This window comes from Streptomyces nanshensis (genome assembly GCF_001751255.1).
In the GTDB taxonomy this organism is placed as follows: Bacteria; Actinomycetota; Actinomycetes; order Streptomycetales; family Streptomycetaceae; genus Streptomyces; species Streptomyces nanshensis_A.
On record NZ_LJGW01000293.1, the window covers coordinates 21,295 to 46,595 of the forward strand.

The window sequence follows — 25,301 nt, forward strand, 5'->3', positions numbered from 1 at the left end:
CGGCGGGCCGGTTCGCGCGCCGCACCTCCCGCCCCGCCCCATAGGGCGTTGAGCGGTGCGAACGGTGCGGCGCGGTGCGTCGACACGTGAAGCGGAGGCGGCGCGGGCGCGCGCGGTGTGGGGGACACCGGCAGTGCCCGCGCGGCGCCGACGGTGCGGCACAACGGCGGTCGGAGGCGATCGCTGACCGCCGCGCGGCGAAGCGGAACGTCGTACGGCGGCGCGCTCAACCGCCGTGTGTCCGCGGGCCGTTCAGCGCACCCGGGCACCGCTCACCGTGTGAGGGCGCACCGGCCGCCGAGCCGGCCCGTGCCGCGCTCGTACCGACCGCCGTACGGCGGTCAGCCTGCGGCCGCGTAGTCCTTGACCGCGTTGACCGCGTAGTCCTTGGCCTCTTCGAGGTCGAGAGGCAGCACTCCGCCGGTGTCACGCTCGTATTCCATGCGTGCCGTCTCCAGCAGGCGGCGCCACGAGGTCACCGTGGGCCTGCGGCGCAGCAGCGCTCTGCGCTCACGCTCGGTCATACCGCCCCAGACACCGAACTCCACGCGGTTGTCCAAGGCATCGGCCAGACACTCCGTGCGCACGGGGCACCCGGTGCATACGGCCTTGGCGCGGTTCTGTGCCGCACCCTGCACGAACAGTTCATCCGGATCGGTAGTGCGGCAGGCTGCCTGCGCACTCCAGTCGGTTACCCAGCCCATAGCCGGCGCCGTCCTCTCCCGAATCGAGGCTCCCCCACGGCGGCGAACGGCATATTCGCCGTTGCCAGTTGGTGACGTTACGGAAGGAGGGCAGGGTGCAACACCCCCTGCGGGCCCAATCTTGGATGGCCCGAACGGACTATGCGTGCGCGGCAGATCACCCGCCGGAGTGAGCCGGTGACTACCTGGGCCTTCGCGGAACACAGGGGCTCTCGGCGGTGCAGCGGGGAGGTATTTGCCGGACACATCACGACACTTGGGGCTCTTCCGGACAAGCCTCATCACTCACAGGAGTGAGTGGAAAGGCCGCAGTGGGTCGAGGCCACAGTGACGGTGTGAGGTGTGATGCGTAGTCCAGCTTAGGCGAACTGAGCCTCCCCTGTCCGGCGATTGAGAACGTAGGCTGACGGCCATGGTGAAGATGCGTACCGGCGGCGGTGAGTCCGCCTTCCAGCAGGGCGCCAAACTCCTCGGCGTCAGCGCGCTGGCGGGCGCCGTGCTCGCCGGACTGGCGCTTCCCGCCGCGGGTGGCCTGGGGCTCGTCACGAAGAACACCGTCCAGGGCTTCGACGAACTCCCCGCCAACTTCAAGCGCCCGCCGCTGAGTCAGCGCACCACCATCCTCGACAACGAGGGCGGCGAGATCGCCAAGGTCTATTCGCGCGACCGCACCGTCGTCGGCCTCAAGGACATATCCCCGTCGATGCGCAAGGCGATCGTCGCGATCGAGGACGCCCGCTTCTACAAGCACGGCGCCGTCGACCTGAAGGGCATCCTCCGCGCCCTCAACCGCAACGCGCAGAACGGCCAGGTCGAAGAGGGCGCCTCCTCGCTCACCCAGCAGTACGTGAAGAACGTCTTCGTGGAGGAGGCGGGCGACGACCCGGACAAGGTCGCGCAGGCCACGCAGCAGACCGTCGGCCGGAAGATCAAGGAACTCAAGTACGCGATCCAGGTCGAGGAGAGCCTCGGCAAGAAGAAGATCCTCGAGAACTACCTGAACATCACCTTCTTCGGCCAGCAGGCCTACGGCGTCGAGGCCGCCGCCCAGCGCTACTTCTCCAAGCCCGCCAAGGACCTGGACATCGAGGAGTCCGCGCTGCTCGCCGGCATCGTGCAGTCACCGGCCCAGTACGACCCCGTACAGCACGAGGACACGGCCAAGAAGCGGCGCGACACCGTCATTTCGCGCATGCAGGCCCTCGGCCACATCTCCGCGAAGGAGGCCGAGGAGGCCAAGGACAAGCCGCTGGGCCTCGACATCAGCAAGCCCCAGAACGGCTGCATCACCGCGGAGCACGGCGCCGGCTTCTTCTGCGACTACGTACGCGAGGTCTTCCTCAACGACCCGGCGTTCGGCGAGACGGAGAAGGCCCGCGCCAAGCGCTGGAACCGCGGCGGCCTCACCGTCCGTACGACGCTCGACCCGAAGGCGCAGAAGTCGGTCGAGGCGTCGGTCGAGCGGCATGTGCGGCAGTCCGACAAGGTCGCGACGGCCGCCTCGATCGTCGAGCCGGGCACGGGCCGCATCCTCGGCATGGGGCAGTCGCGTCCGTACGGCTTCGGTGAGAACGAGACGCAGATCAATCTGTCGGTGGACAACGACATGGGCGGCGGTGCCGGTTACCAGCCGGGCTCCACCTTCAAGCCGGTGATCGCGGCCGCGGCGCTGGAACGCGGGATGAGCGTCTACAAGAAGTACCCCTCGCCGTACAAGATGCAGTACCCGTCGCCGGTCCGTACGTGCGGCGGGCAGTGGAGCGGCAGCGCCCCCGTCGAGAACGAGAACCGCAGCGAGACCGGCCCGTACGAGATGAAGGAGGCCACCGCGAAGTCGGTGAACACCTACTTCGTCTCCCTCATCGGCGAGACCGGGATCTGTCCCGTGACGCAGATGGCGAAGAAGATGGGCGTCCAGCGCGCCGACGGCAAGGAGATCGACCAGGTCCCCTCGATCACCCTGGGCACGCAGGAGATGTCGCCGCTGACGATGGCCGAGGGCTATGCGACGTTCGCCAACCGCGGCGTGCACTGCACCCCCGTCGCGGTGGAGTCGATCACCGACGCACGCGGACGGAAGCTGCCGGTCCCGAAGACCTCGTGCGAGCGCGCGATGAGCCAGCGCACCGCGGACACCGTCAACACGCTGCTGCGGGGCGTCGTCGAGGACGGTACGGGCAAGAAGGCCGGTCTGGGCGGGCGCGACAGCGCGGGCAAGACCGGTACGACGGACCAGCGTTACGCGGCCTGGTTCGTCGGCTACACCCCGAACATGTCGGGCGCGGTGTGGGTCGGCGACCCCGCGCACAAGACGCAGATGACCGACATCAACATCGGCGGCGTCTACCACGACAAGGTCTTCGGCGGCGAAGTCCCGGGCCCCATCTGGCGGGACGCGATGGCCGGCGCGCTGGACGGCGAGCCTTCCCCGCACTTCAACCTCGTGCCCATCGGCAAGGACAAGGACGACAAGCCGAAGCCGCCGGACGACGACGATGACGACGATGACGACGACCCTTGGCCGGACATCACGCTGCCGCCCGACTTCATCGGCGGCGGAGGCAACGGGGGCGCGGACGCCGGCGCCAACGGCGGTACGGACGCGGGCACGTTCGGCGGTGCCGACGCGGGCACGAACGCGGGTCCGAACGGCGGCGCGCTCAACGGCGGCAATGGCAACGGGAACACCGGGAACGGGGGCGCCTCGGGCGGGCGCTTCGGGGGTACGGGCGGCTTCTAGCGACGGTGGGGTGTGCAAGGCCGGCCCCGTCATACGAAGGGGGACGCTCCCAGGAGAGCGTCCCCGTCCGTGAGTCGGACCCCCCTCTGCTCAACTCCCGGCAGAGCGCGGCCTGTTCGGCCGCCGTCGGCCCGGCAGGTATCAGCCCGCCGCGAGCCGCTTCTTGACCGCCGCCGCGACGCGTCCGCCCTCGGCCCGGCCCTGCACCTTCGGGTTGACGATCTTCATGACGGCGCCCATCGCGCGCGGCCCCTCGGCTCCCCCGGCCTGCGCCTCGGCGACGGCCTCGCCGACCAGCGCGTCCAGTTCCTCGTCCGTGAGCTGCGCGGGCAGATAGCCGGAGAGGATCTCGCCCTCCGCGCGCTCCCGTTCGGCCGACTCGGCACGGCCGCCGTCGGCGAAGGCGTCCGCCGCCTCGCGGCGCTTCTTCGCCTCGCGCGTGATCACCTTCTGCACCTCGTCGTCCGACAGTTCACGCGCGGACTTGCCGGCGACCTCCTCCTTGGAGATCGCTGCGAGGGTCATGCGGAGGGTGGCGGAACGCAGCTCGTCACGGTCCTTGATCGCTGCGGTCAGGTCGTCCTGAAGCTTGGACTTGAGCGTAGTCATGGCGTTTTCGTGTCCTCCAGAGATTCGGGGACCATCATCTCGCACCCCGTCTCGCGGCCGTCCACAGGCGCACACCGCCGGGGCACGGGGCGGCGGGTGCGGTTCCGTGCACGGAGTGCGAGGGCGACGGCGGGTCTGCGACCATGGCCACATGCGCGCGCGATACGGAATCCCTCTCACCCTGACGGCACTCGGCGCGGCCTGCGCGGGCTACGCGACGCTCGTCGAGCCCCGTAGCTTCCGCCTGCGACGCGTCACGGTCCCCGTACTGCCGAGAGGCATGCAGTCACTGCGCGTCCTGCAGATCTCCGATGTGCACATGGTGAGCGGGCAGCGCAAGAAGCAGCGCTGGCTGCGGTCGCTCGCGGGCCTGCACCCAGACTTCGTGATCAACACCGGCGACAACCTCTCCGACCCGGAGGCCGTCCCCGAACTCCTGGACGCCCTCGGCCCGCTCATGGACTTCCCCGGCGCCTACGTCTTCGGCTCCAACGACTACTACGGGCCCAAGCCGCGCAACCCCGCGCGTTATCTGCTGGAGAAGGCCAGCGGCCGCCACGGCCTGAACGGGAACGCCCCGGCCGTCGCCGCCGTCCACAACCCGTGGGAGGGCATGCGCGACGCCTTCGACACGGCGGGCTGGATCGGCCTCAGCAACACCCGGGGACGGCTGAAGCTCGCGGGCGGCGAGGAGATCGCCCTGACCGGCCTGGACGACCCGCACATCAAGCGGGACCGCTACAGCGCCGTCATCGGCGGCCCCGAACGGGACGCCGACCTCTCGCTGGCCCTCGTCCACGCGCCGTATCTGCGCTCCCTGGACGCCTTCACCGCGGACGGCTATCCGCTCATCCTCGCCGGGCACACCCACGGCGGCCAGCTCTGCGTCCCGTTCTACGGCGCCCTGGTCACCAACTGCGACCTGGACACCGACCGCGTCAAGGGCCTCTCCACGCACTTCGCCGGAGGCAACCGCGCCTACCTCCACGTCTCGGCGGGCTGCGGCGCGAACCGCTACACCCCGGTCCGCTTCGCGTGCCCCCCGGAGGCGACGCTGCTGACGCTGACGGCACGGGACTGAGGGGCGGGCGCCTGCGGAACCCTGGGGCGGACGGACTCCTGCGGGTGCGGCGCGGGCCCTCCCGGGCCTGCTGAGGCCGCTCTTCCCAAGGAATCCCGATTTCACCTCAGCCTCCGCCTGGGCTAGAGTGGTGCGCGTTGCTTCGGGGTGTGGCGCAGCTTGGCAGCGCGCTTCGTTCGGGACGAAGAGGTCGTGGGTTCAAATCCCGCCACCCCGACAGAGGAAGTAGCAGTTCAGGGTCGGTGTCTTGGTATAGGACACCGACCCTGACGCGTGTTCGAGGTGCCTCTTGAGATCGTTTGGCGAAATCCTGGCGAAGATCGCGACTCTCGTCGGATCCAGCCCGTCCCGAGCATCCGCCTACGCCACTTAACGGCGAACCGACGTGACCAGCCACCGCGCCCACCGTTCATACAGGTAGCGACGCAACAATCGGCGTAAGCAGTTTGGCCGGAGCCGCATCGCGCGACGCCCACAAGCTATTGACCTCTCACCCCAGATCAGTGCTGACCAAAGCCGTTTCACTGAATCCGACTTACTGCCTACTAGATGTAGTGCCTGGGCAAAAAAAAACCACTACATATAGTAGTGGCTGCCCAAGTTGTCCTGTAGCTTGTTCTCTTGTGTACCAATCATAGGTTGCAGTGGGGGCAACGTGACAGCTCGTCAGCTTGTGCGCGCATACATCGACGAAACCGGCGACCGTGGCACCGGAGCCTCCGCCTCGCCGTACTTCGCATTCGCGGCTGCTCTTTGCGCCGACGAGTCCGAAGCCCCAATGCGCGCCACGATGTCGCAACTGAGGCGTGATCTCAGGTGCCCGCCAGGAAAGGCACTGCACTGGAAGGACCACGTCAAGACGTACTCCCGGCGCCAGCATGTGGCCCAGACCCTCGCCCAGCTATCCGGAGTGCAGATCATCTACGTGGTGGTCGAGAAGGCTGCCATTCCTGCTCAAGCGGGCATGCGTCAGAACCACGCGGTCTTCTACAACTTCGCCGCCGGCATCACGATGGAACGCATGCTCCTCAGTGCCAGGGATTGGCCAGGCGGCCCCCGAGATGTCGTCGTGCGCTTCGGACACGTTCGGGGGTTTGACCACCGAACGACACGCTCGTACTTCAACATCAAGCGCCAAACGGGCCCTGGATGGCTCCCATGGCAACGGCTGCACGGCGACGTGAAGTTCGAAGACCAGGCGAAGTGGGATGGGTTGCAAGCAGCCGACCAGTACGCAGGCATGTTGAGCGCCGCGATACGCCCTGATCAGTTCGGTGGCTTCGAAGCCGCTCATCTACTGGCGATTCGGCACCAGCTTCGCCGCATCAACGGAGTGAGTTGGTCGTACGGCTTCAAGTACCTCGGCAACGACGTCACGATGACTGGCATGCCCTGGTGGCCGACCGGCGGCCTCTAGAGCGCACAAAGGGCCCCCAAGGGGCCCGGGGGGCTTCAACCGACCTTGCCGGAAGGGTCTGGCAGCAGACCAAGCATGATCCCCGCGGCCGCTTGGGCGGCCCTTTGAACAACACCAATAATAGTGGCAGATCGGGGCGGCGCCTACTACCAGCCACATGATTCTTAGCAGCGCACAGCCGATCAAGCTCCTGGTTCGGAGGCGTGAGATCGACCCGCCTGTGATCCCGCCAGCCTCAGCGGTTCGAAGATCGTGTGGCACTTACTCAGCCGCCTAACCTTGCAGCTCCCATCGGCTTCACCCTGCCTCCCCCGCACCGGCCCAGCAATCAACCCCACACATGGGCGCGGGCCGCCGCGGCTGGGGCAGCCGACTCCCCGTCGGCCTCAGAAGCTGAGCAGTTTGAGCCATTCGACTTGATGGATTTATCCCTTACACGCCATTTACGTCAGCACCTACGGGTGTTCCTGCTTCACCCAGCGGTGCCCCTGTTCCACCCGGCGGTGCCCCATGTTCACAGCGCGGCATATGCCTGCAGATAGAAAGTCCAGGTCACAGGACTGGTCGTTAGGGCGACCCATGAGGCGGCTTAGGCAATCCCCAGTCAACTCGGAGGCAGCCGAAACGCACACTCTCTTGCCTCTACACGAGAAGGCCGCTGATACGTTCTGTGGCCGTAAAGCATCCCAAGCTCGGTGGTTCACCCGAGAGCTGCAAGTTATCCACAAGCGCCTGTGGATAACGGGCTCGCGCGTCTCGTGAACGAGCGTCATGCTAATTGCTCACGCGCGAGTTCGCGCACCTCGTGCACTGGCGTCGTGACATCAGAAAAGTTAATGGGGTGCCCGCCTCTCACCCAAGAAATTCGGGCACCCTACCTAGGTACCGAGGAGGACACCTAGTGGCAACCCCGGCTGTAGCCACACTCGCTCCAATGCCTGGAGGAGTGATGTTTCGTACTGTCGCACAGGGCATCATCGGTCGCAAGAAAGAAATGATCTTGTTGAGTGTTGCACTCGGCTGTGTGGTCAACGGAGACACCATGTCCGGTGTCCTTCGTCAAGCCACCTGGCTTGTCGTCGCCGTAATCGTGCTTGCTCTGGTGGACATGGTCCAAGGGGCCGTAGCGTCCCTAGGACGAACGCGGACTGATATCGAGCGCTGACATCAACAACTCTGCACGCAATCAGGGCCGGGGTCCTGCCATGAGACACCGGTCCTGACGCGTGCAGAGAGCCCTGGTGGATCGTTTACCGAATCTCTGCGAAGATCGTGAATCTTCGCAGACTACACAGTCTCCTTTCTGGCTCTCAGGAGTCGATCCAAGACCGCGACCGGAGACTGCGGATGCATCCAGCCTCGGGCGTCGAGTGACTCCTCCCACATCTCCGTAAGTCCCTCACACAGGCGCTCACGCATGCCGCGTGTCACGTGGGAGTAGCGAGCTGAGATTGACCCATCGATGTGGCCCATGCGTTCGTCCATGAGGACCTTGCGCATGCCCAGGTCCTCCATGTGCGTCTTGTGGGAGTGCCGAAGGCCATGCGGGGTGAGTCCTCGGGCAACCGGTGTCCAACATGCTGTTGCACGGCCTTGTGAGTTGCGTCCACGTACGGGCACTCCTGGCCAGGGCTCAGCCACCACCGGAACTGGCCGGGCTTCCTGTGGTGCCTTCTTCGGGTACCAGCCGGAGACTGCCGGAGTGAACAGCCAGGTGGAGAAGCCGTTCCGTCTCCAATGGGCTGTCGCCGCTGGCTCTGACCTGCCCCGTATGAAGCCCAACTCCGTGACCACCGCCTCCACCCGCTCCCGGGTCGAATCGGTGACGCGCTCTGGATGATTGAGGACGTTGGAGACGGTGCCAGTTGACACCCCGGCAGCCCGAGCCACGTCCACGAGTTTCGCGCCCGGTCGCCCGCCCTTCATGACTCCGTTGCCGGAGAAGACGTACCGGTTCCCGTGGCATGCACATGGGTCCGGTCGTCGTCGGGCAATGTGGTCGCGTACGAGCTGCACCAACCACTCGGGGCCGTCGATGGTCCGGTAGCTGTCGTCCTTCGGCGGGCAGCGGACCGTCTCGCCTGAATCGAGTTCGTAGAGCTGCCATTCGACCCGGAAGCCAGCCGACCGTACGTACTCGGTCTCCAGGCCCACGATCTCGCCCCAGCGCATACCGGTGTATCCCTTGAGGACGCAAGCCACGAACTCGTCATCTCGTCCGGACAGAAGGGCTGCCCGCTCTGCGATGAGCAGCAATCCCAGAGGGTCGGTGACCACCTTCTCCGGCCCTCGGCTCTGCGAACGGCCGGCGCGTTTCCCACGGCCGCGTCGTTTCGCTGCCGGGTTGGTCTCCAGCAGTCCCTCGTCCACGGCGTCGGCGAAGACCAAGTGCAACGTCGAACGCCATGTCTTGACGCTGGATGCCGCGTAGACCTGCGACTCCCGCCGCTCCCACGCGCTGACGTCCTCCCGCGAGATGTCCGAGAGGTTCATGGCCTCGAAGTCCGGAAGCAGATGCTCCTCAAGGTGGTGCCTGTAGTTCTGCATCGTGGAGTGGGCGAGATCCTGCGCGCCGTACCAACGGCTCGCGAACTCGCCGAAGGTCAGTCGGCCTGCCGTAGGGTCGCGCCACTTCCCTTGCCTTACTTTCACCTCCTGCTCTTCCGCCGCCCGCTTGGCCTCGCTCTTCGTGCGGAACCGGACCACGTTGCCAGCACTGTCGCGCACGGACTCGTACTTGCCAGGGGCCACCTTGTAGCGGCCCCGGTAGTACGCACCCGTCTTGTGACCGAACGCCATGTCGCCTCCTCTCTCTGCGCTTGTTGCGGGCTAAGCAGCGGGTTGTTCGGCGGTGCGCCGGCGCGGCGGTCGTGCCCGCAGTTGCTGCACGGGCGACGTGAAAGGCTGCCTTCGCCTCTCGTCGCCGGACGCTGCTACACGAGGCCGCTCCACGGGTCGCCGCTCTTCTGCCGGCCGTTCTTCGAAGAGCCGGACGATCTCGATCACGTGTCCTTCGGTGAAGCGGTAGGCACCACCGACCCTCGTGAACGGCACGCGCCGTCGCCTGGCTTGCTCCTTGAGCCACCAGTCCGAGCAGCCGAAGACGTCAGCGACTTCCTCGGGCGTGTACAAGCGAGGCAGGGCGCCCCCTGCCACCGTCTTTCGATCAGTCACTGCCGATCCCCTCCTCAGCACTGGTCCCTGCCGCAGAAACCGCAGAAACCGCAGAATCACCCGAACTTGCGGGCTGACCAGGAGTGTTGGTGTGCCGCCCCGGCTCGCCGCAGAAACCGCGAGAACTGCCGCACAAATGGAGAGAGCACGAACCCTCGGACGGGGCATGGTTGGTCGGGCAGGTTTTCTGCGGAGGTTTCGCGGATTTCTGCGGCCCGTCGTCACGTCGGCTCTGCCAGGTGCTTTCCGGCTGGTCAGCCCGGGTGCGCTGGGCATTGTGCGTATTCCGCGGTTTCTGCGGACGGTGCAGCGTACGCGTCGGAGTGCCTGCCCTCATGCCTGTCCCTCCCTCACCTGCGGGTGCACGAGGTAGCGCGGAGCCGGCGGGCGCCCGCGCTTGCCCGTCCGGGGCGGGGTGTGGCTGCGTACGTAGCCGTGTTCTTCGAGGAGCGCGACGGCGGGCTCCAGTTCGGCGATGGTCGAGAACTCCGAGCGCGAGAGCTTGGCGAACAGGTCGCGGCGGGTGACCGTCTCCCAGCCGTTCGTGGCCAGGACATCGAGGAGCGAACGGGCACGTGCCTGGGCGGCGTCGGCGCCCATGAGGTCGAAGACCGTCAGGGCGTGGTCCGCGAAGTAATCGGCGATCTCGACGGCGGCCGTCATCGTGTCCGCGTCGACGGGCTTGGCGTAGCCGTCCCGCAAGTGGCGCGCCAGGTGGAGCAGTCCGGCGATGCGGGCCGCGGCGCCGATCAGCTTCCCCGCCCACTTCCCGACGTGGCCCAGCCTCCCGCCCTTGACCCGCAGTTGCGGCTCAACGCGCTCCTCGAAGGCAGTGAGTACGGCGGACGCTTCGGACGTCAGGGTGAGCACGACGGGGTCGGTCCGGTCGGCCAGCGACAAAGTGAGAGCGATGACGTTGCGCTCGTACGCCGCTGCCGTCTGCTCCGGAACGGGCGTCGGGTTGATCTTGCGGTAGCCGACGAGCGATTCCGGGAGCGCGTAGAGGAAGCGGGCGAGGAGTCCGCGGCCGTCGAATCCGCGGTTTTTCCCGATCTCCTCCAGGACCGCAGGCTGTACAGCCAATCCCATGCTCAGGGCCGGGGATTCGATGTATTCCTCCCGCGTGCGGCGGTCGATCCGCAGCCTGTCCCCGGCGTGGCCCTTGAGGAAGACCTCCATGTTGGGGGTGCCGGAGTAGCGTCCGGCGATGATGTCGAAGATGCCGCCTTCGGCAGACAGCACCGACAGGCGTCCGCTCTGTTCTGCCAGCAGCGAGGAGATGGCTTCGGGGGTGGCGTCGTCGACCGTCAGCCTGGGGTGGGGCGGCACCGTGAGCGCTTCCGCCTGCTGTGCCAGTCCGATGGCTTCGGCAACGAGGTTGTCCCGCTCCGGCCCGTCCGCGTTCGCTGCTTTGGCAGCCGCCTTGTCGGCGGCCTCCTGCGCCATCTTGCGGGTGAGGTCCGCCTCGACGATGAGACCGGCTGCCTCCTCGGCGATCGCCTTCTCAGCCTCGTACAAGGGCCCCGTCATGGCCGCGAAGACCGCCGACTTGCGGTTCGCCGGCGGGAGAGCCACCACTACGTAGAGGTTGGTCGGCTCCCGCCAACGGCCGCGTACCTGCACCACGCTCCGGCCGCCGGCGGCCGTGGCGAGCACGCTCAACGCGAGCGCTCCGGCCATGTCGGTCGGCGTCTGCGTCTCCTCGGCGATGCCAGCGCAGAAGTCCGCGAGCCAGCCGGGCAGAGCGTGCAGTGGGAAGGTCGGCAGCTTGGGCCTGACGTTGAGCGGGATCGGCTCCTGCCAGGCTTCGGGCAGCTTCTCCTCTCCGAGTGCGAGCGCCTCCCGTACGTCGGCCGCCGTGGAATCCGGCGCCGTCGCTGCCTGTACGAGGCGGGTGCCGGCTTCCATCAGCCGCCGACGCTCGGCGAGTTCGTGCACGATCTCCGCGTAGTACGGGGCATGCGCCGTGGTCGGCACTGACTGAACGAGGCCGTGCAGGTACGCGGGCCCGCCCGTACGCGACAGGTCCCCGTCGCGGTCCAAGGCGTGCGTCACGGTGATGGGGTCGACGGGCTTCCCCTGCTCGTGCAGAGCGATCACCGCGCGGTGAATCGTGGCGTGCGCCGGGCGGTAGTAGTCCTCCACGCTCAGCGTCGCCGTCACTTCGGTGATGACGGCCGCGGAGAGCATCATCGCGCCGACGACGGCCTGTTCCGCTTCCATGTCTGCGGGCGGGCCGCTGCTCTCACTGCGGTCGGGCAGGGACCGCACATTGCCGTAGGGCGATTCGCCCAGTCCGGATGGCATGCTGGTGTCCTCCTGTTTCTTGGTTGGGACGGGAGAACCGAAGGCGGCGGGCTGCCTTGGTCGGGAGTGCTGCCGCCTTCGGGCCACCTGTGTGATGTGTGCTTCTGCGCTTCGCCGTTCTGCGTGGCGCGACGATGCGGACTCGGAGTTCACGCGGCCTGTCCGAGTGCTGCGAGCAGTTCGAGCAAGCTGCCGCCGACCGTGACGAGACGCCGTTCGATGGCCCGCCACGAGGCCGCGTCTATCGCCATGAGGCCGGAAGCTGCCGTCACGTGATCGCCGCGTTCCAGCGCTGTGAGGGCCTCCCGCAGCTCTCCGGCGGCCATGAGCGTGACGTGCTCCGGATCTTCGGCGGAGTGAGTCATCTGCCTTTCCCTTCCTGCTAGTTGCCGATGCCCCCGACGACTTCGGCGAAGGCGTTCACGAACTGGTTGATGGGCCCGGCCGCGTCCGTGCCGCCGAGGTAGAAGCCGAAGAGCGCGACCAGGACGGCGGCGCCGAGCCCGACGGCGCGGAACTTCAGCAGGGCGGCGACGGTGACGCCGAGGATGAGCACGACGGAGAGGGTCAGAGTCATGAGTGGACGTCCTTCCTGGTTGGTCAGCGGGTGCCGTCGCGGTGGATGCGGGCGGCGTGGTTGTAGATCCAGCGGCCGGCGCGGAGGCGTTTGCCGTGGCCTTCGCAGCGGCGGCAGTGCTTGCCGCGCTTGAGCTTTCCGCGGCGGGTGGTGGTGAGTTGGAAGCCGAGTCCGCGGCAATTGCGGCAGTTGCCGAACGGCGAGAGCGCGCACAGTGCGGCGTAACTCAGAGCGATGAAGAGGAGACCGGGTATAGCGGTCAGGTCAGGGGTCATGAAGCCCTCCCAGGGCCGGCTTCGGGCATGGCTGGGGTAGGGCCGCTATCCACTAGCGGCCTGATCAGGCGGTATATGGAGTGCTAGCGGGGCCGCTAACGTTAGCGGGGTGTACTGCTAGCGATAGCGGCCCCGCAGGCTCATCCGGCGTCGCGCTTTCCGTCACGCTCCGCGACAGTGGCGGTGATGTCGGCGCGGACAATGCCGCGCCGGTTGACGACCTTGCCCTCCACGCGGCGGCCGATCTGGACGGACTCGATGCGGTAGGGCTTGAGCGCGGCCGTCAACTGCTCGGCGCCCCAGCCGTCGTAGACCTCCGGCCGCAGATCGGCGAGGCGTTCGGCGACAGTCTCGGACCACGCCTTGGCCTCCTTGGCCGGTACGACGGCGAGGATGTCGGTCAGCAGCGTGTCCCCGCCCTTGGTCCGCTCCGGCTCTTCCCCGGCGGCGTAGCCGGTCAGGGTTCCTGCCTGGATGCGTGCCTTGCGGGCGCGGGCGCAGATGCGTTCGGCTTCCACGCTGTCGATGTAGTAGCCGCGGGTGATCTGCGGCTCGTCGAGGGCCCCGGCGAGGTAACCGATGCCCTTGTCGGCCTTGGTGAAGCTGGTGGCCTGGATACCGCGCCGGTACATCGAGGTGCCCAGCACCATGTCGTTCTCCAGCTGGCCCATCACCCGCAGGCAGAAGCGGGTGCCGACGTTCGCGGAGATGGCTGTGGGCAGGCTCTCCTTGTCCGGCCGCTGCGTGGCCAGCAGAAGGATGATGCCCAGTGCGCGGCCGCGCTTGATGATGGCCGTGCACAGGTTGCCCGCCTCCTTGCCGAACTCCCCGTGTGCGAAGAGGTCCTGGCACTCGTCGATGGCCAGGACCAGCGGGTGCAGGCCCAGGGAGCGGTTGGCGGCCAGTTCCGGAGTGACCTTGTTCTCCGGGCACTTGTCCTTCGGCAGCGACCCGATGACGTCCGCCCGGCGCTCCAACTCCCGGTAGACGTAGCGGATGCCGTCGAGCGCGGCCTCGTAGGTCTCGTCTTTGGCGCCCTTGGCGTAGTCCGCGGCGACGCTCTCGCCGATCGGGTCCAGGTCGCCGGTGCCCTTCAGCTCGTACACCAGCATCTCGGCCGTCACGTCCAGGGCGGCGGCCAGCAGCGGGCGGGCCAGCGCGAAGGTCTTGCCCATGCCGGGCATGGCCCCGATCAGCATGTTGTCGTACATCAGCGTGATGTCGATGCGGCGTCCACGCTGGTCGGTACCGAACGGCACGGGCTTGAACAGCGATGTCGTACCGGACTTGGCCAACGGCCAGACGGGCTTGTCCATCTTGTTCAGCGCCTTGTCGCCGACCCACAACACCATGCGGCCGGCGTGCTCGTCCGGGACCGGCTCGGGCCACACGCAACCCAGCGGGCGCCGCAGCCCGGACGCGAGCCGCTCGCGGCGGTCGAGGATGTCTGCCACCGTCACGCCGTACGGAAGGTCGACGTCCGCTCGCCAACCTGGCCCGTCCCGGGTGATCGGCGCGGGGAAGCGGATGCCCTCACCGCCCTTGCCCAGCGCCTTGTTGACCTCCGCGATCCCAAGGGCACCCATGGCGCGCTCGACGATCGTGGAGGTGAGGCGTTCGACCTGCGTGGCGACGACGGCGCGGGAGACGACGGGCTTGTCCGTCGACATGCCCGCCGCACCCAGCGCCAGGGTGACCGCGGCAACGGCCGTCGACAGCAGCCACGTCGGGGCCAACACCCACAGCGCCAGCGCACCCGGCAACCCGACCAACAGCGACAGCGCCACCACGGCGCCACGCCAGCGCACCCGACGATCCCGCTGGCGGGAGAGCTTCAGGTACTCCCCCACGGCCGAGTTGCCCAGGCTGGCCGTGGTCTGACGCATGGCTTCGCCCTCGGCATCGGACGCCCACCGCATGGTGCCGCCGACGAAGCGGGCGAAGCCGCGCGGCGCCTGGGCAGCGAGCCGCAGCGTGTACCAGGGCAGGCGCAGCGCGTGGTAGAGGCTGGTGTGTCCGGCGTAGCCGATCAACCAGCCGACGCCGTCCAGCAGTTCCGGCTTCGACCGCAGCCACGCAGGCAGCACCCTGTTTCGCCGGGCACCCCGCACACGCTCCATCAGCCCCGGGCCGGTGACGGTCAGCGGGTCGACCATCAGCGCCACGTCGCCCGACTCCTCATGCCGACCCTCGTCCTGTGTGCTGGTCGACGCATCGAGAGTGTCGGTCGGGTTGCTGCGGACCGACCGAGCCTTGTTGAGGTCGAGTACCGCGCCGCCCGACTCGTCGGCAGCCATCTCGGCTTCCAGCCGGGCGAACAGGTCGTGGTTCTTGTCGTGGTCATCGGAGTGGTTCACTGAACTTCCTTCCTTGGTTGGGAGGTGCGCGGGGCCCGGCCCTCAGCCGCCAAGCAAGCGGCCGGGCCCCGTCGTTGGGTGAGCAGGAACTTGAGCACTGATCGGGGTGCATGACCGGAAGAATTTTCCGGGCCGTCTGGCGTTCCGGGTTCACGTGTGCGCGACGCTCACGACGCCGCCGTCTCCAGCTCAGCGGTCGCGGAGTCCGAGGGGAGCTCAGCGCGCTCGTTCTTGAGTGCGTCGCGCAGCTGCCGGGAGCGTTCCTGTCCGCAGCCGACTGCGTTGCGGATCGGCTCCGCCTTCAGTTGCTCGACCGTCCACGCGGCGGTCACCACACGAGCGTTGGCCAACTGCTCAGCAAACGTCAGCCGCAGAACCTTGCTGCCCTTCCGACGCCTCGGAGTCCGTCGCGGACGCGCCGTCCGCGACGCCGCCTGTTCCCTGTTCGACTCGGCGGTCGGGTCGGATACGCACCGGGTGTCGGGGGCCGACGGCATGGCGTCGGCCGGGGCAAGCTCTCCGAGCTTCAGCAGCACGCGAGTGCGGCGGTCGGCCTTGGAGCGCCAGCGGCGCCCGTGCTCCTCCCACAAGTCCGCGCGGACGAGCTGTCGCCGCTTCTCCACTTCAAGCGCCTCGCGGTAGCTGGTGATCTCCCACAGCGTCATCCGCCGCCACAGAGCGAACGTCGAGGGGAACGCCAGCAGCCAACGCGACCGCCGGATCTTCTCCATGCGCGTACCGGTCACCGCGCCGATACGCGTGGCGTAGACGTGTGCGGCGACCTCGGAGAGTACGACCCACAGCAGCGGCATCGTGCCGTGCGCGGCTTTGGCCGCCATGTTCTGGCCGGCGGAGACGTTCAGGTAGCAGGTGACCAAGGTCAGGGCCCAGGGCACCCAACGCACCCACGCCAGCGGCATGTTCATCCGGATCAGCAGCAGGTTGGCTGCGGTGAAAACCGGGATCGCGACGTCAATGCCGGTCGGCAGCATCCACGGTTCGGTGAAGCCCCACCGCTCAGCGGCCCTGGAGACCGAGCCGAACGAGACGGCGAGACCAAGCCCGCCCACCCCAGCGCCACCAGCGCTGACCGTGCTCAACAGGATGCGTTCCGGCCTGCTCAGCGGCGGCACCTTCCTGCCAGTGACGGGAGCGCGCTTGATCAGGTCAACGCCCATCACGCGGCCCTCCGCTCGCCGCGAGTTTCACGGTCGACGGAGGTGGAGCGCAGTCCGGGGGCCGAGACTGCCGCCCCCAGCGGGGAGACATTCTGCGACGCACGCGTGTCCCTGGCCAGGTCCACGACCAACCTCACGGCCAGATCGAACAGTTCCGGGTCCTCGGCGAGGATGTCGCGACCGGCGTCGAACCGAGCCGTACGTTCCTCGTCTGTCTCCTCGTCGGGACCAAGCCAAAGGTCCAGCGCGAGTTCTAGCGCGTCGTCATCTGTGACGACCTGGTGGTGGCCGATGAAGTGCCTCATTGGCGCCTGCTTCCTGGTCGGGACGGGACGCGGCGTGCCTGCGTTTGGTCGGGAGTGCCGCCGCTCTGCACCACCGAGACGGTGCAGTGGCCAATCGCCCTGTGCGAGTGGTCATGACCCGCGACGCCGCAGCTCAGGCGGCATCACGGATCAAAATCACTCGGGATCAACACGCTGTTGAGTTGTCAATGAACGGTCGCTCCGGCCAGCGGGGTGCTCATTGTCGGGCTTTAGAATGACCTAGGTCTCTGATCAGGGCAAGTGGTTCCCTGCACTGAGTTGGATTGACCTAGACCGGTTAGGCTTCAGGTATGGAGTGGACCGCCGAAACACCGCCGACGGCCAAGGACATCGCCGCCTACTACCGGCGGGAGATCGCGAACGGCAACCTCGCGCCGTCGCATCAACTCCCGGCCGGCCGCGGACTCGCGGCCAAACTTCACGTCGCGACCATGACCGTGCAGAGCGCGTACGCCCAGTTGGCGGCCGAAGGGCTCGTGGACACCCGCCAGGGAAGCGGCACCTTCGTACGCGACGCCGCGAGCGGCGCACCGAGTGCTCAGGACGCTGCTCAGGGTCTGCGCGAGCTTCAGATTCAACTCAACGCCGTCACATCGCAGCTCGCCGAACTCACGACCCGCGTCACGGACTTGGAGACCGAGAGAGCTTCGGACGACGGGCCCGCTTCGTAGCTCGCCGACAGCAGTCGTAATCCCACTGCGGTTCATCCCTCCTTCCATCGTCGTCTCCCTTCTCGGTTCTGCGTCGATAGGCTGGTTGTGCCTGTCACTCCGTTGTAGACGGGGAATCGGCTGACCGACAGAAGAGACATGTGGCCGCCGTCACCCAGCCACATGGGCCACATGGGGGAGGCGAAGTGGGGCAGAGGCCGAGGGACTTGACTCCGAATGCCAGCCCACAGCACTACCTCGGCGCCGAGATGAGGGCCTGGCGAACTCAACGCGGTTTCTCGCTTGGCAAGTTGAGCAAGTTGATCCTGTTCAACCCCAGTTACATGGCCCGCGCAGAGCGCGGCGACCAAGCACCGTCTGCCGACTTGATCACTGCGTACGACCACGCGCTGAACGCCGGCGGTTCGCTCGTACGCATCTTCCGGCGGCTCCGGGAGAGCGGCGCGACTGACGGTTTTTCGCGTGGCCATGTGTCCAATCCGGGGCCTCATGTGTCCAAGGGCCATGTGGATCTGGCAGACGCGCCGGACGCTGAAGCATCGTCGTCGGAGGGGATCGCCGTCCCCGCTCGTACCGACGACGGAAGGATCATCTTCGTGACGATCTCGCGGCGTACGTTGCTCGGCACCCTTGGAACCGCGGCGGCGAGCGCCGCTTTCGCAGATGCCTCAGCCGTCGGTGCGGCGGCCCCAGCGCGAGGGTCACTGTCGAGCGCCAATGCGATCGAGCATCTGGAAGCAACTCACGGCGCGCTGATCAACAGCGACAAGCTGTTCGGGCCCTACCAGAGCATCCCGATCGTCGAGCGCCAGCTTGCGGCCATGAAGTCCCTGCGCGAGGAGCTGCGGGGCGAGGACCGTAGGAAACTCATCTACCTCCACGCTCGCTACGCGGAGTTCGCTGGCTGGCTCCACCAAGACACCAGGAACTTCCGGGCCGCGCAGCATTGGATGCGCGAAGCCCTGGAAATGGCCCATCTGACGAATGACAGGCAGCTCACGGCCTTCACCTTGGCGCGTCGGAGCCAGCTCGCCGCCGACATGGACGACTCCGTCGACGCTCTGGATGTTGCCGAGGCCGCAGAGCAGCACGCAGAGCCGAACAGCCGACTCGCGGCGGTGGCAGCCGTGTTCGGAGCCCACGCCCACGCTCTGCGAGGCGCGGACGACGCCTGCTTGCGCGCTTATGACCACGCTCACGACCTACGTCAAGCCATGGACGCCGACCCGGATTCGTCGCTGGGCGTCTGGCTCGACGCGGCGTACATCGAGGCACAGCGGGCCCGGAGCCTCAGCACTCTCGGCCATTACCAAGCGGCTGCGGAGAGCTTTGGACGAGCTGTCGCCGATCTGCCCGCGGACTACCACCGGGAACGAGGTGTTCACCTCTCTCGGCAGGCCGTAGCACTCGCCGGCGCCGGTGAAGCTGATGAAGCCGGCCGAATAGGGATGCAGGCCCTCCGCATCGGCGTGGAGACGGGTTCCGGGCGCATCACTCGCGAGCTTGCTCAGCTCGAATCCAGCCTGATCAAGTGGCATAACGTACCCACCGTCAACGAGTTCCGAGACGCGATGCAAGAGGCCGTGCTGAAGCAGGCGTGACCCGCTGCCATCCTCAACTCCGCAAGTTCTTAGGAGATGTCCAGTGCCCCGCCCGTACGTCGTACTCAAGGTCGCAACGTCGATCGACGGCTACATCGACGACACCAGCGACTCACGACTCATGCTCAGCAATGCGGAGGACTTCGACCGCGTCGACCAGGTCCGCGCCGACTCCGACGCCATCCTCATCGGCGCGAGCACAATGCGGGCAGACAACCCCCGGCTCCTGGTGAACAGTGAGGAACGTCGGGCAGCGCGCGAAGCAGCCGGCAATCCGGCCTACCCCCTCAAGGTCACGGTCACCAAGAGCGGCGGCCTCGACGCCGACCTGAAGTTCTGGCATTACGGCGGTGACAAGGTCGCCTATACGACGGATGCGGGGGCGGAGAAGCTCAGGGCACGCCTGGGGCAGCTCGCCGAGGTTGTGTCCACCGGCGAGGATCTGGACTTCGGCAAGATCTTGGACGACCTCGGGGAACGGGGCGTCGGCCGCCTGCTGGTCGAGGGAGGCAGCCAGGTTCACACCGCGTTCCTCTCCCAGAACCTCGTCGACGAGATCAACGTTGTTGTTGCCCCCCTAGTGGTCGGCCAGGCTGGCGCCCCGCGCTTCCTCAACCCAGCGGACTACCCCTGGCCCACGACCCGGCGCATGACACTTGCCGAGACACGGCAGATCGGCGACGTCGTACTCATGCGCTTCCTGCCCAAGCAGGAGAGCGACGCCTGAGCGTCGTTCCCGTCAGACGCTGCGAAGCAGACGCGAAGCCAGCAATCCATCTGGCTTCTTGGGGCAGAGGTCGTCGGTGGATCAACTGCCAGGTTCGATCGGTACTTCGTACACGATCTCGCTGAAGGCGGCAGGAATGACAATGTCCGCAGTCTCAATGGGGCGACCGTCGGCATAGTAGGTGCGCTGGATGCGCGTCACGAACGAGCCTCGCTGAACCCCGAGGAGTTGGGCCTCTTCTGCTGTGGCCCCTCCTGGCTCAGGCTGCTCTACAGCATGGCTGATCTGCACGCCGATCTCCGCCATGCGCTCAACCACCCCGCGGCCTGCGAACGGGCCTCCCTCGGGGAGTACAACGATCGTGCCGCCCGTGAGGCTGTAGGGCTCCCAACTGGTCGACAGCTGCACCGGTTTGCGGTCTGCCATGAACTCGTAGCTCGTACGAACGCAGAGGTCGCCGACCTCAAGTCCGAGTCTTGCCGCGATCTCAGGCGATGCCGGAACCTTCGCTTCGGTGCGGGAGTCCCAAGTCGCTGTCTTACCCAGTGCGGCCATGTCAGCCCGGAAGGGCGAGCCCTCGCGACGCTCACGGCTTAGTGAGCGCACCATACGCACCCGTTGCCGCGGCTCGGCCACGTACGTACCGGAGCCGGCGCGGCCTTCCAGCAGGCCCTGAGAGATGAGCATCTCCTGCGCACGTCGAACGACGTTGTCGCCGACGTCGTACTCGCTCGCCAGCCGCGCCCGTGAGGGGAGCCGCTCCCCTGGTGACCACTCACCGTCCACGATGCGCTGCCGGAGCAAGTCAGCGATCCGAAGGTAGGGCGGCTGCTCAGGCATGTAGAAAATCTAGTTCACCAGGTCTAACCTAGTTAACTAGGAACACTCCAAGTGACCACCTGGTGCCGGAGGTACGCCGTGCCCTTAGCCGCGTCCCGCGCGCGAAAGATCATTGCGTGCCTTGTAGCTGCCGGCTTCGAACCGCGAGTGATGAATCAGTACGGCGGCGTCCGCGTCGAGGTCGACTCCAAGCAGCCGTCAGACGACTCATGGCGGCCTCTGTTAGCCGCGCTCGAACTCGCCGACAGATTCGGAGCGCACAGCAACTCCTCCGGTTTCAGCACCGCGTGGGCCCTCGTCTGCGCGGAGACCTTCGGTCGCGCCGACCGAAGCACCGGCCATCAGCCATGAGGAGCTGAACGACGTGAATCCCCAGCCGTACTCATCACCGCGGCGTGCACCTGGACGCGGGTCGGGCTACTGCTCCCCGCCTTGTCACATCGGCAAACACAGCGAGTGCAGGCACGCAGTAGCCAAGCCTCCGCGACCAGGCATCCCGGTCGTCTACGACGCGTGCAACTGCCCCTGCCACAAGAGGGCGCGCGGTGGCTCGCACTGAGAAGGAAGTCGCAATCGAAGTCACCGTCGCAACGGTGAAGCGAGGAGATGTGATCACGGTGGGCGGCCAACCCATGACCGTACAAAGCCTGTTCAACCTGCCTGGCGGCGGAAAGCGCATCGGATTCGCCAGCGGGGCCGTGCTCACCCTCTGGCCGGGCACCACGCTCACCGCCCTGCGGATCGCGAAGGGGTGGTGACCATGTGGCCCGACCGTGCCAAGTGCATCGTCTGCCAGCAGAACCGTGCCGACATGATGCTGGTTCGAGTCATCGAAGCAGGTTCGGGTCCGGGACGAGGTCTCTACGCCTGCCCCACCCCGTGCGCCCAGACCTGCGCCCTGAGTCCGTTAGCGCCCGATTGGTTGCAAGACGAACTCCGTGCTCGCGGCTTGTGGCCACAAGACTCCTGACCGCGCCAAGGGCAAGCCCGTCCGGTTGGCATCCGAAAGGCATCCAACGCCTTCGCTGGATGTGCCTCAAGTGGACTCCCGTGGGCGGAACGGTCGAGTACTGGGAGCCTCAATTCCCGGATGCCTCTTGGCATGAGACGGATCTGCGCACTTCGAGGCCGGTGATGAGTCGCTGACTCGGTCTGGCAGGCCGCCTCAGCTCTTGGGCGCGGTGCGGGCGGATGTGACTTCGCAGCCCGCTCTCCGGTAGACCGGGGTCATCAAGCGTGTTGCCTAGCGGGGGAGTTGGCCATGGCAAGGGTGGTCGTTGTCCACGGCGTCGGGCAGGAGTTCCGAGGGCCCGTGCTGATGGGACAAGAAGTAGGTCCGGCGCTTCGAGACGGGGTGCGCCTGGCGGGTGGTTCGAAGCTCGGTCCGGAGGATGTGGCGTGCGCATTCTACGGGCACCTGTATTTCGAGGAGGGGACACGCTCCTCAGATCTGCCTCCATGGGACGAGACGGACGTCGAGGAGGGACTTGAATGCGAGCTGCTCTCGGCTTGGTGGGAGCAGGCAGCGCGGGTTGACCCGGCAGTACTTGGTCCTGGAGCGGGGGGCTCGCGGGGCCCGGTTGGCTTTGGTGCATCTCGGCTGTTGCTGTCGGAGCGTGTCCGGGCAGCTCTAGACGCGTTGAGTGGTTCGCGCTTCTTCGCGAATGTGTCCGACCGGCTTCTCATCCTTGCCTTGAAGCAGGTGCGTCGGTACATGACGGAGTCTGACCTGAGGTACGAGGCCCAGGCTCGCGTCTCTGCGGAGATCACCAAGGAAACGAGGGTGCTGGTGGCACACTCACTTGGCTCAGTTGTTGCCTATGAAGCCCTCTGTGCGCACCCTGAATGGCCGGTCACCGATTTCGTCACTGTGGGGTCTCCGTTAGGGATGCGCAACGTCGTCTTCGATCGGCTCCAGCCGTCTCCTGTCCACGGGACCGGCGCTTGGCCTGGCGGTGTCGTGCGCTGGACGAACCTTGCCGATCGCGCCGACATCGTCGCCCTTCCCGACCGGCTGGCATCGCGTTTCGGTGACCGGGTCGAGGACGCTTCGATCACCAATGGTGTCCGAATGCACGATCTGCTGCGCTACCTCACTGCAGCACGCACAGGCTGGGCCGTTGCACAGGGCTTGGAGGACTGAAGCGATGGCAGCGCAGGGTCGCAGGTTTCTGATCGCGATGGGTGTTGCTGTGTACGCAGACGCGGCCATCGACGATCTGCCCGGTGTCCGTCAGGACGTTGAGCGTGTGCGCGAGTTGCTGGAACCGATGGACTACACGGCGGTCCTGCCGGAATTGGCGGCCGACCCCGACAAGAGCCTGGTGGAAGGCATCGAGGACTGGGTGCTGGAGACCGATCTGAGTTCCCGGGACACAGTGATCCTCTACTTCGCCGGCCACGGCGTGAAGGCTGCCGATCGGCATTACCTGCTGTGTGCCAACAGCAGGCCCGGGCGTTACACCTCAGCACTGGCCAGCGAGGATCTGTGCCGCCCTCTGATGACAAGTCCGGTCGGACATCTCCTGGTCGCGCTCGATACCTGCTATGCCGGTGCAGGTACGGACGAGATTGCGAGACTTGCTGCCGAGCTGGCTTCTTCGCAGCGAGGCGAAGCCGGACGCTGGATGATGGCGGCTGCACGAGGCAAGGAACGAGCGTGTGAGAACGCCTTCGTGGAAGCCTTGGCCAGTGTCTTGGACCAGCCACGGGCGGGCGCCCACCAGGAGTACCTGGGCGTACGCGAAGTCACCGAACGGATCAACGAGTACTTCCGGGACAAGCACCCTTCGCAGCATGCTCGCCACTCGACGATTGACAGTGACGGACACGACCCCTTCTTCCACAACAAGGCTCACATCAGGGGCTTGCCGGCTGACGACCTGGACGTCGACACTCTGACGCGGCTGCGCAGGCAGACCCGCGGCCACTTCGATGCGCGAGGTCGGGGCGTTGAGAACGCTAGCGATCGCGGGGACTATTTCACCGGCCGGACGGCCGCACTAACGGCACTGGCTTCGTGGTTGAGTGCACCGCGGCACGACCGTAAGGCACGAGTGATCACCGGTGACCCTGGGTCGGGGAAGTCTTCGCTGCTCGGCCGCCTCCTGATGCTGACAGACGCCGACCACCCGGCCCGTGCCACCGCTTCTGCACAAGCCTTGCCCCCAGAGGGGTTGGCGGTCGTTCGCCTACACGCCCGGCGCGTCGCGTTGGAGGATCTGGCCACCGACCTGTCCGCCGCGCTCGGTCTGTCCACGGACAGCGACCGGGACGAACTCCTCGCTGCGATGGGCGAGCGCACCAAGCCAATCGTGATCGTTGTGGACGCTCTCGATGAGGCTGGCACAGCGGGGGACGCCATCGAGGGCAACCGCATTGCTCGTGAGCTCCTACAACCCTTAAGCACGCTTTCCGCCATACGACTAATTGTTGGGACTCGACGCCCGCTACTCCCTGCTCTGGGCAGAGCGATTGTGACTCTCGACCTGGACGAACCCGAACACATCACCAGTCAGGACGTGACCGACTACGCCTGCACTCTTCTCCTTGATGCTCAGGATCTTGATAGTCGCTCTCCGTACGCGGGCCGTCCTGGGGAAGCGAGTGAGGTAGCCAAGGGCATAGCCGCGCGGGCGGGGAAATCGTTCCTGGTCACGCGGATGACGGCACGTGCTCTGGTTCACGGCCAAATCACCGTGGACACCACCTGCCCCGGCTGGGAGGCGGAACTGCCCAGCGACGCGGGCCAAGCATTTGCCGCGTACCTCGAACGATTCGGCTCTGATCGTCCGAAAGTGGAGCGTCTGCTGCGGCCCCTTGCCTACGCCCAAGGGGCAGGGTTGCCCTGGTCCACGATATGGGCGCCGCTGAGCGAAGCTCTCTCGGAAGTCCCCTGTCCGCAGGAGGACCTGCGTTGGCTCCACGAGCACGCTGGGGCCTACATCGTCGAGACCTCCACACCCAACGGATCGGCCTATCGCCTATTCCACGAAACAATGGCCGAGCACCTGCGTGAACGAAGCGACGACGCAGCCGCCCACCAAGTAATCACAACCGCGCTCCTGGCCCGGGTTCCCCGCGATCCACGCACCGGTCTCCGCGACTGGCCGGCCGCCCACCAATACGTACGAGACCATCTCGCCACACACGCGGCAGCAGCCGACTCTCTCGACAGAGTGCTGCACGACAGCGAATTCCTCATCCACGGCACGCCGACCCATCTGCTGCGCGCACTTCACGCCGTGCACACTGACGAGGGTCGCCTTCGCCGCGCCATCTATCGGGCCTCAGGACCTGTACATTCCTCCGCCAGCCCGCAACAGCGCCGTGACATCCTCGCCATCGACGCCACCCGTTACGCAGAAACCGCTCTCGCCCTAGAACTCTCCAAGGAACGCCCATGGCGCCCTCAGTGGGCAACTGGAGTTCTGGTACACCCTGCACTCCACAGCATCCTCTCCGATCGCGGTTCCGTGGATGCTGTTGCGTGCACGGTGATTGACGGTCGGGCTCATGCGGTCACCGGAGGCAGCGACGAGGACGTCCGGGTGTGGGATCTCGTGGACGGTTCGCTTCGCGCCACGCTGTCTGGGCACACGGATTGGATCCATGCTGTTGCGTGCACGGTGATTGATGGTCGGGCTCATGCGGTCACCGGAGGCAGCGACGACGGGGAGGTGCGGGTGTGGGATCTCGTGGACGGTTCGCTTCGCGC

The 25,301-nt window shown here is 66.6% G+C and carries 20 protein-coding genes and 1 tRNA gene; 10 read left to right on the forward strand and 11 right to left on the reverse strand.

All coding sequences use genetic code 11. The features are described 5' to 3' along the window. Positions 1–341 precede the first annotated feature (341 nt). Complete coding sequence (locus tag AN218_RS17255; RefSeq protein ID WP_070017779.1) at positions 342–704, reverse strand: WhiB family transcriptional regulator; 363 nt, start codon at positions 702–704, stop codon at positions 342–344. Between the two features lie 412 nt (positions 705–1,116). Here AN218_RS17255 and AN218_RS17260 point away from each other — a divergent pair, with 412 nt between their 5' ends. Beyond that, a complete protein-coding gene (locus tag AN218_RS17260; protein WP_070017780.1) occupies positions 1,117–3,444 on the forward strand; it encodes a transglycosylase domain-containing protein in 2,328 nt (775 codons plus the stop codon). A 141-nt stretch (positions 3,445–3,585) separates the two neighbouring features. On the opposite strand, the gene AN218_RS17265 is transcribed toward AN218_RS17260, so the two are convergent. Next, complete coding sequence (locus AN218_RS17265) at positions 3,586–4,053, reverse strand: GatB/YqeY domain-containing protein (protein WP_070017781.1); 468 nt, start codon at positions 4,051–4,053, stop codon at positions 3,586–3,588. Between the two features lie 151 nt (positions 4,054–4,204). On the opposite strand from AN218_RS17265, the gene AN218_RS17270 reads away from it, so the two are divergent. The 3 genes from AN218_RS17270 to AN218_RS17280 all read left to right on the forward strand — a co-directional run bounded on the left by AN218_RS17270 (position 4,205) and on the right by AN218_RS17280 (position 6,551). Next, positions 4,205–5,134, forward strand: a complete 930-nt coding sequence (locus tag AN218_RS17270) for a metallophosphoesterase (protein ID WP_070017782.1) — start codon at positions 4,205–4,207, stop codon at positions 5,132–5,134. 143 nt (positions 5,135–5,277) lie between these two features. Continuing rightward, positions 5,278–5,351: transfer RNA gene (locus tag AN218_RS17275), tRNA-Pro, on the forward strand. A 438-nt stretch (positions 5,352–5,789) separates the two neighbouring features. After that, positions 5,790–6,551, forward strand: a complete 762-nt coding sequence (locus tag AN218_RS17280) for a DUF3800 domain-containing protein (protein WP_171908705.1) — start codon at positions 5,790–5,792, stop codon at positions 6,549–6,551. A gap of 1,287 nt (positions 6,552–7,838) precedes the next feature. On the opposite strand, the gene AN218_RS17285 is transcribed toward AN218_RS17280, so the two are convergent. The 8 genes from AN218_RS17285 to AN218_RS17320 all read right to left on the reverse strand — a co-directional run bounded on the left by AN218_RS17285 (position 7,839) and on the right by AN218_RS17320 (position 16,724). Further along, positions 7,839–9,350: a LacI family DNA-binding transcriptional regulator gene (locus AN218_RS17285; protein WP_070017784.1), complete on the reverse strand. Its 1,512-nt coding sequence runs from the start codon at positions 9,348–9,350 to the stop codon at positions 7,839–7,841. Between the two features lie 708 nt (positions 9,351–10,058). Continuing rightward, entirely contained in the window at positions 10,059–12,032 is a 1,974-nt protein-coding gene (locus tag AN218_RS17290) for a DUF3987 domain-containing protein (RefSeq protein ID WP_070017785.1), read from the reverse strand. A 149-nt stretch (positions 12,033–12,181) separates the two neighbouring features. Next, positions 12,182–12,397 (reverse strand): hypothetical protein, encoded by a 216-nt coding sequence (locus tag AN218_RS17295; RefSeq protein WP_070017786.1) that lies wholly within the window; start codon positions 12,395–12,397, stop codon positions 12,182–12,184. Positions 12,398–12,414: 17 nt separating this feature from the next. Continuing rightward, on the reverse strand, positions 12,415–12,609 hold the full coding sequence (locus tag AN218_RS17300; RefSeq protein WP_070017787.1) for a hypothetical protein: 195 nt from the start codon (positions 12,607–12,609) through the stop codon (positions 12,415–12,417). A 23-nt stretch (positions 12,610–12,632) separates the two neighbouring features. Beyond that, complete coding sequence (locus AN218_RS17305; protein WP_070017788.1) at positions 12,633–12,884, reverse strand: hypothetical protein; 252 nt, start codon at positions 12,882–12,884, stop codon at positions 12,633–12,635. A gap of 140 nt (positions 12,885–13,024) precedes the next feature. Next, positions 13,025–15,241 carry a cell division protein FtsK gene (locus AN218_RS17310; RefSeq protein ID WP_420855980.1) on the reverse strand — a complete coding sequence of 739 codons (2,217 nt, stop codon included), beginning with the start codon at positions 15,239–15,241 and terminating at the stop codon, positions 13,025–13,027. 167 nt (positions 15,242–15,408) lie between these two features. After that, the gene (locus AN218_RS17315) at positions 15,409–16,419 is read right to left on the reverse strand and encodes a DUF2637 domain-containing protein (RefSeq protein WP_070017789.1); all 1,011 of its coding nucleotides are present in this window, start codon (positions 16,417–16,419) and stop codon (positions 15,409–15,411) included. Further along, positions 16,419–16,724, reverse strand: a complete 306-nt coding sequence (locus AN218_RS17320; RefSeq protein ID WP_070017790.1) for a hypothetical protein — start codon at positions 16,722–16,724, stop codon at positions 16,419–16,421. Before AN218_RS17320 ends, AN218_RS17315 begins: the two co-directional genes overlap by 1 nt. Positions 16,725–17,035: 311 nt before the next feature. Between AN218_RS17320 and AN218_RS17325 the strand changes: the two genes are divergently transcribed. The 3 genes from AN218_RS17325 to AN218_RS17335 all read left to right on the forward strand — a co-directional run bounded on the left by AN218_RS17325 (position 17,036) and on the right by AN218_RS17335 (position 19,744). Further along, on the forward strand, positions 17,036–17,416 hold the full coding sequence (locus tag AN218_RS17325) for a GntR family transcriptional regulator (protein ID WP_070017791.1): 381 nt from the start codon (positions 17,036–17,038) through the stop codon (positions 17,414–17,416). A 248-nt stretch (positions 17,417–17,664) separates the two neighbouring features. Next, positions 17,665–19,017 (forward strand): helix-turn-helix domain-containing protein, encoded by a 1,353-nt coding sequence (locus AN218_RS34575; RefSeq protein WP_275936978.1) that lies wholly within the window; start codon positions 17,665–17,667, stop codon positions 19,015–19,017. Positions 19,018–19,060: 43 nt separating this feature from the next. After that, positions 19,061–19,744, forward strand: a complete 684-nt coding sequence (locus tag AN218_RS17335; protein ID WP_070017792.1) for a RibD family protein — start codon at positions 19,061–19,063, stop codon at positions 19,742–19,744. A gap of 81 nt (positions 19,745–19,825) precedes the next feature. On the opposite strand, the gene AN218_RS17340 is transcribed toward AN218_RS17335, so the two are convergent. Continuing rightward, positions 19,826–20,584 (reverse strand): GntR family transcriptional regulator, encoded by a 759-nt coding sequence (locus AN218_RS17340; protein ID WP_070017793.1) that lies wholly within the window; start codon positions 20,582–20,584, stop codon positions 19,826–19,828. Between the two features lie 545 nt (positions 20,585–21,129). On the opposite strand from AN218_RS17340, the gene AN218_RS17345 reads away from it, so the two are divergent. From AN218_RS17345 to AN218_RS17355, 3 genes are all read left to right on the forward strand, one after another. Further along, positions 21,130–21,342: a hypothetical protein gene (locus tag AN218_RS17345; RefSeq protein WP_070017794.1), complete on the forward strand. Its 213-nt coding sequence runs from the start codon at positions 21,130–21,132 to the stop codon at positions 21,340–21,342. Between the two features lie 956 nt (positions 21,343–22,298). Then, positions 22,299–22,727 carry a hypothetical protein gene (locus AN218_RS38900; protein ID WP_338059625.1) on the forward strand — a complete coding sequence of 143 codons (429 nt, stop codon included), beginning with the start codon at positions 22,299–22,301 and terminating at the stop codon, positions 22,725–22,727. A 4-nt stretch (positions 22,728–22,731) separates the two neighbouring features. Continuing rightward, the coding region (locus AN218_RS17355; RefSeq protein WP_171908706.1) for an AAA family ATPase at positions 22,732–25,301 on the forward strand (2,570 nt) is incomplete at its 3' end.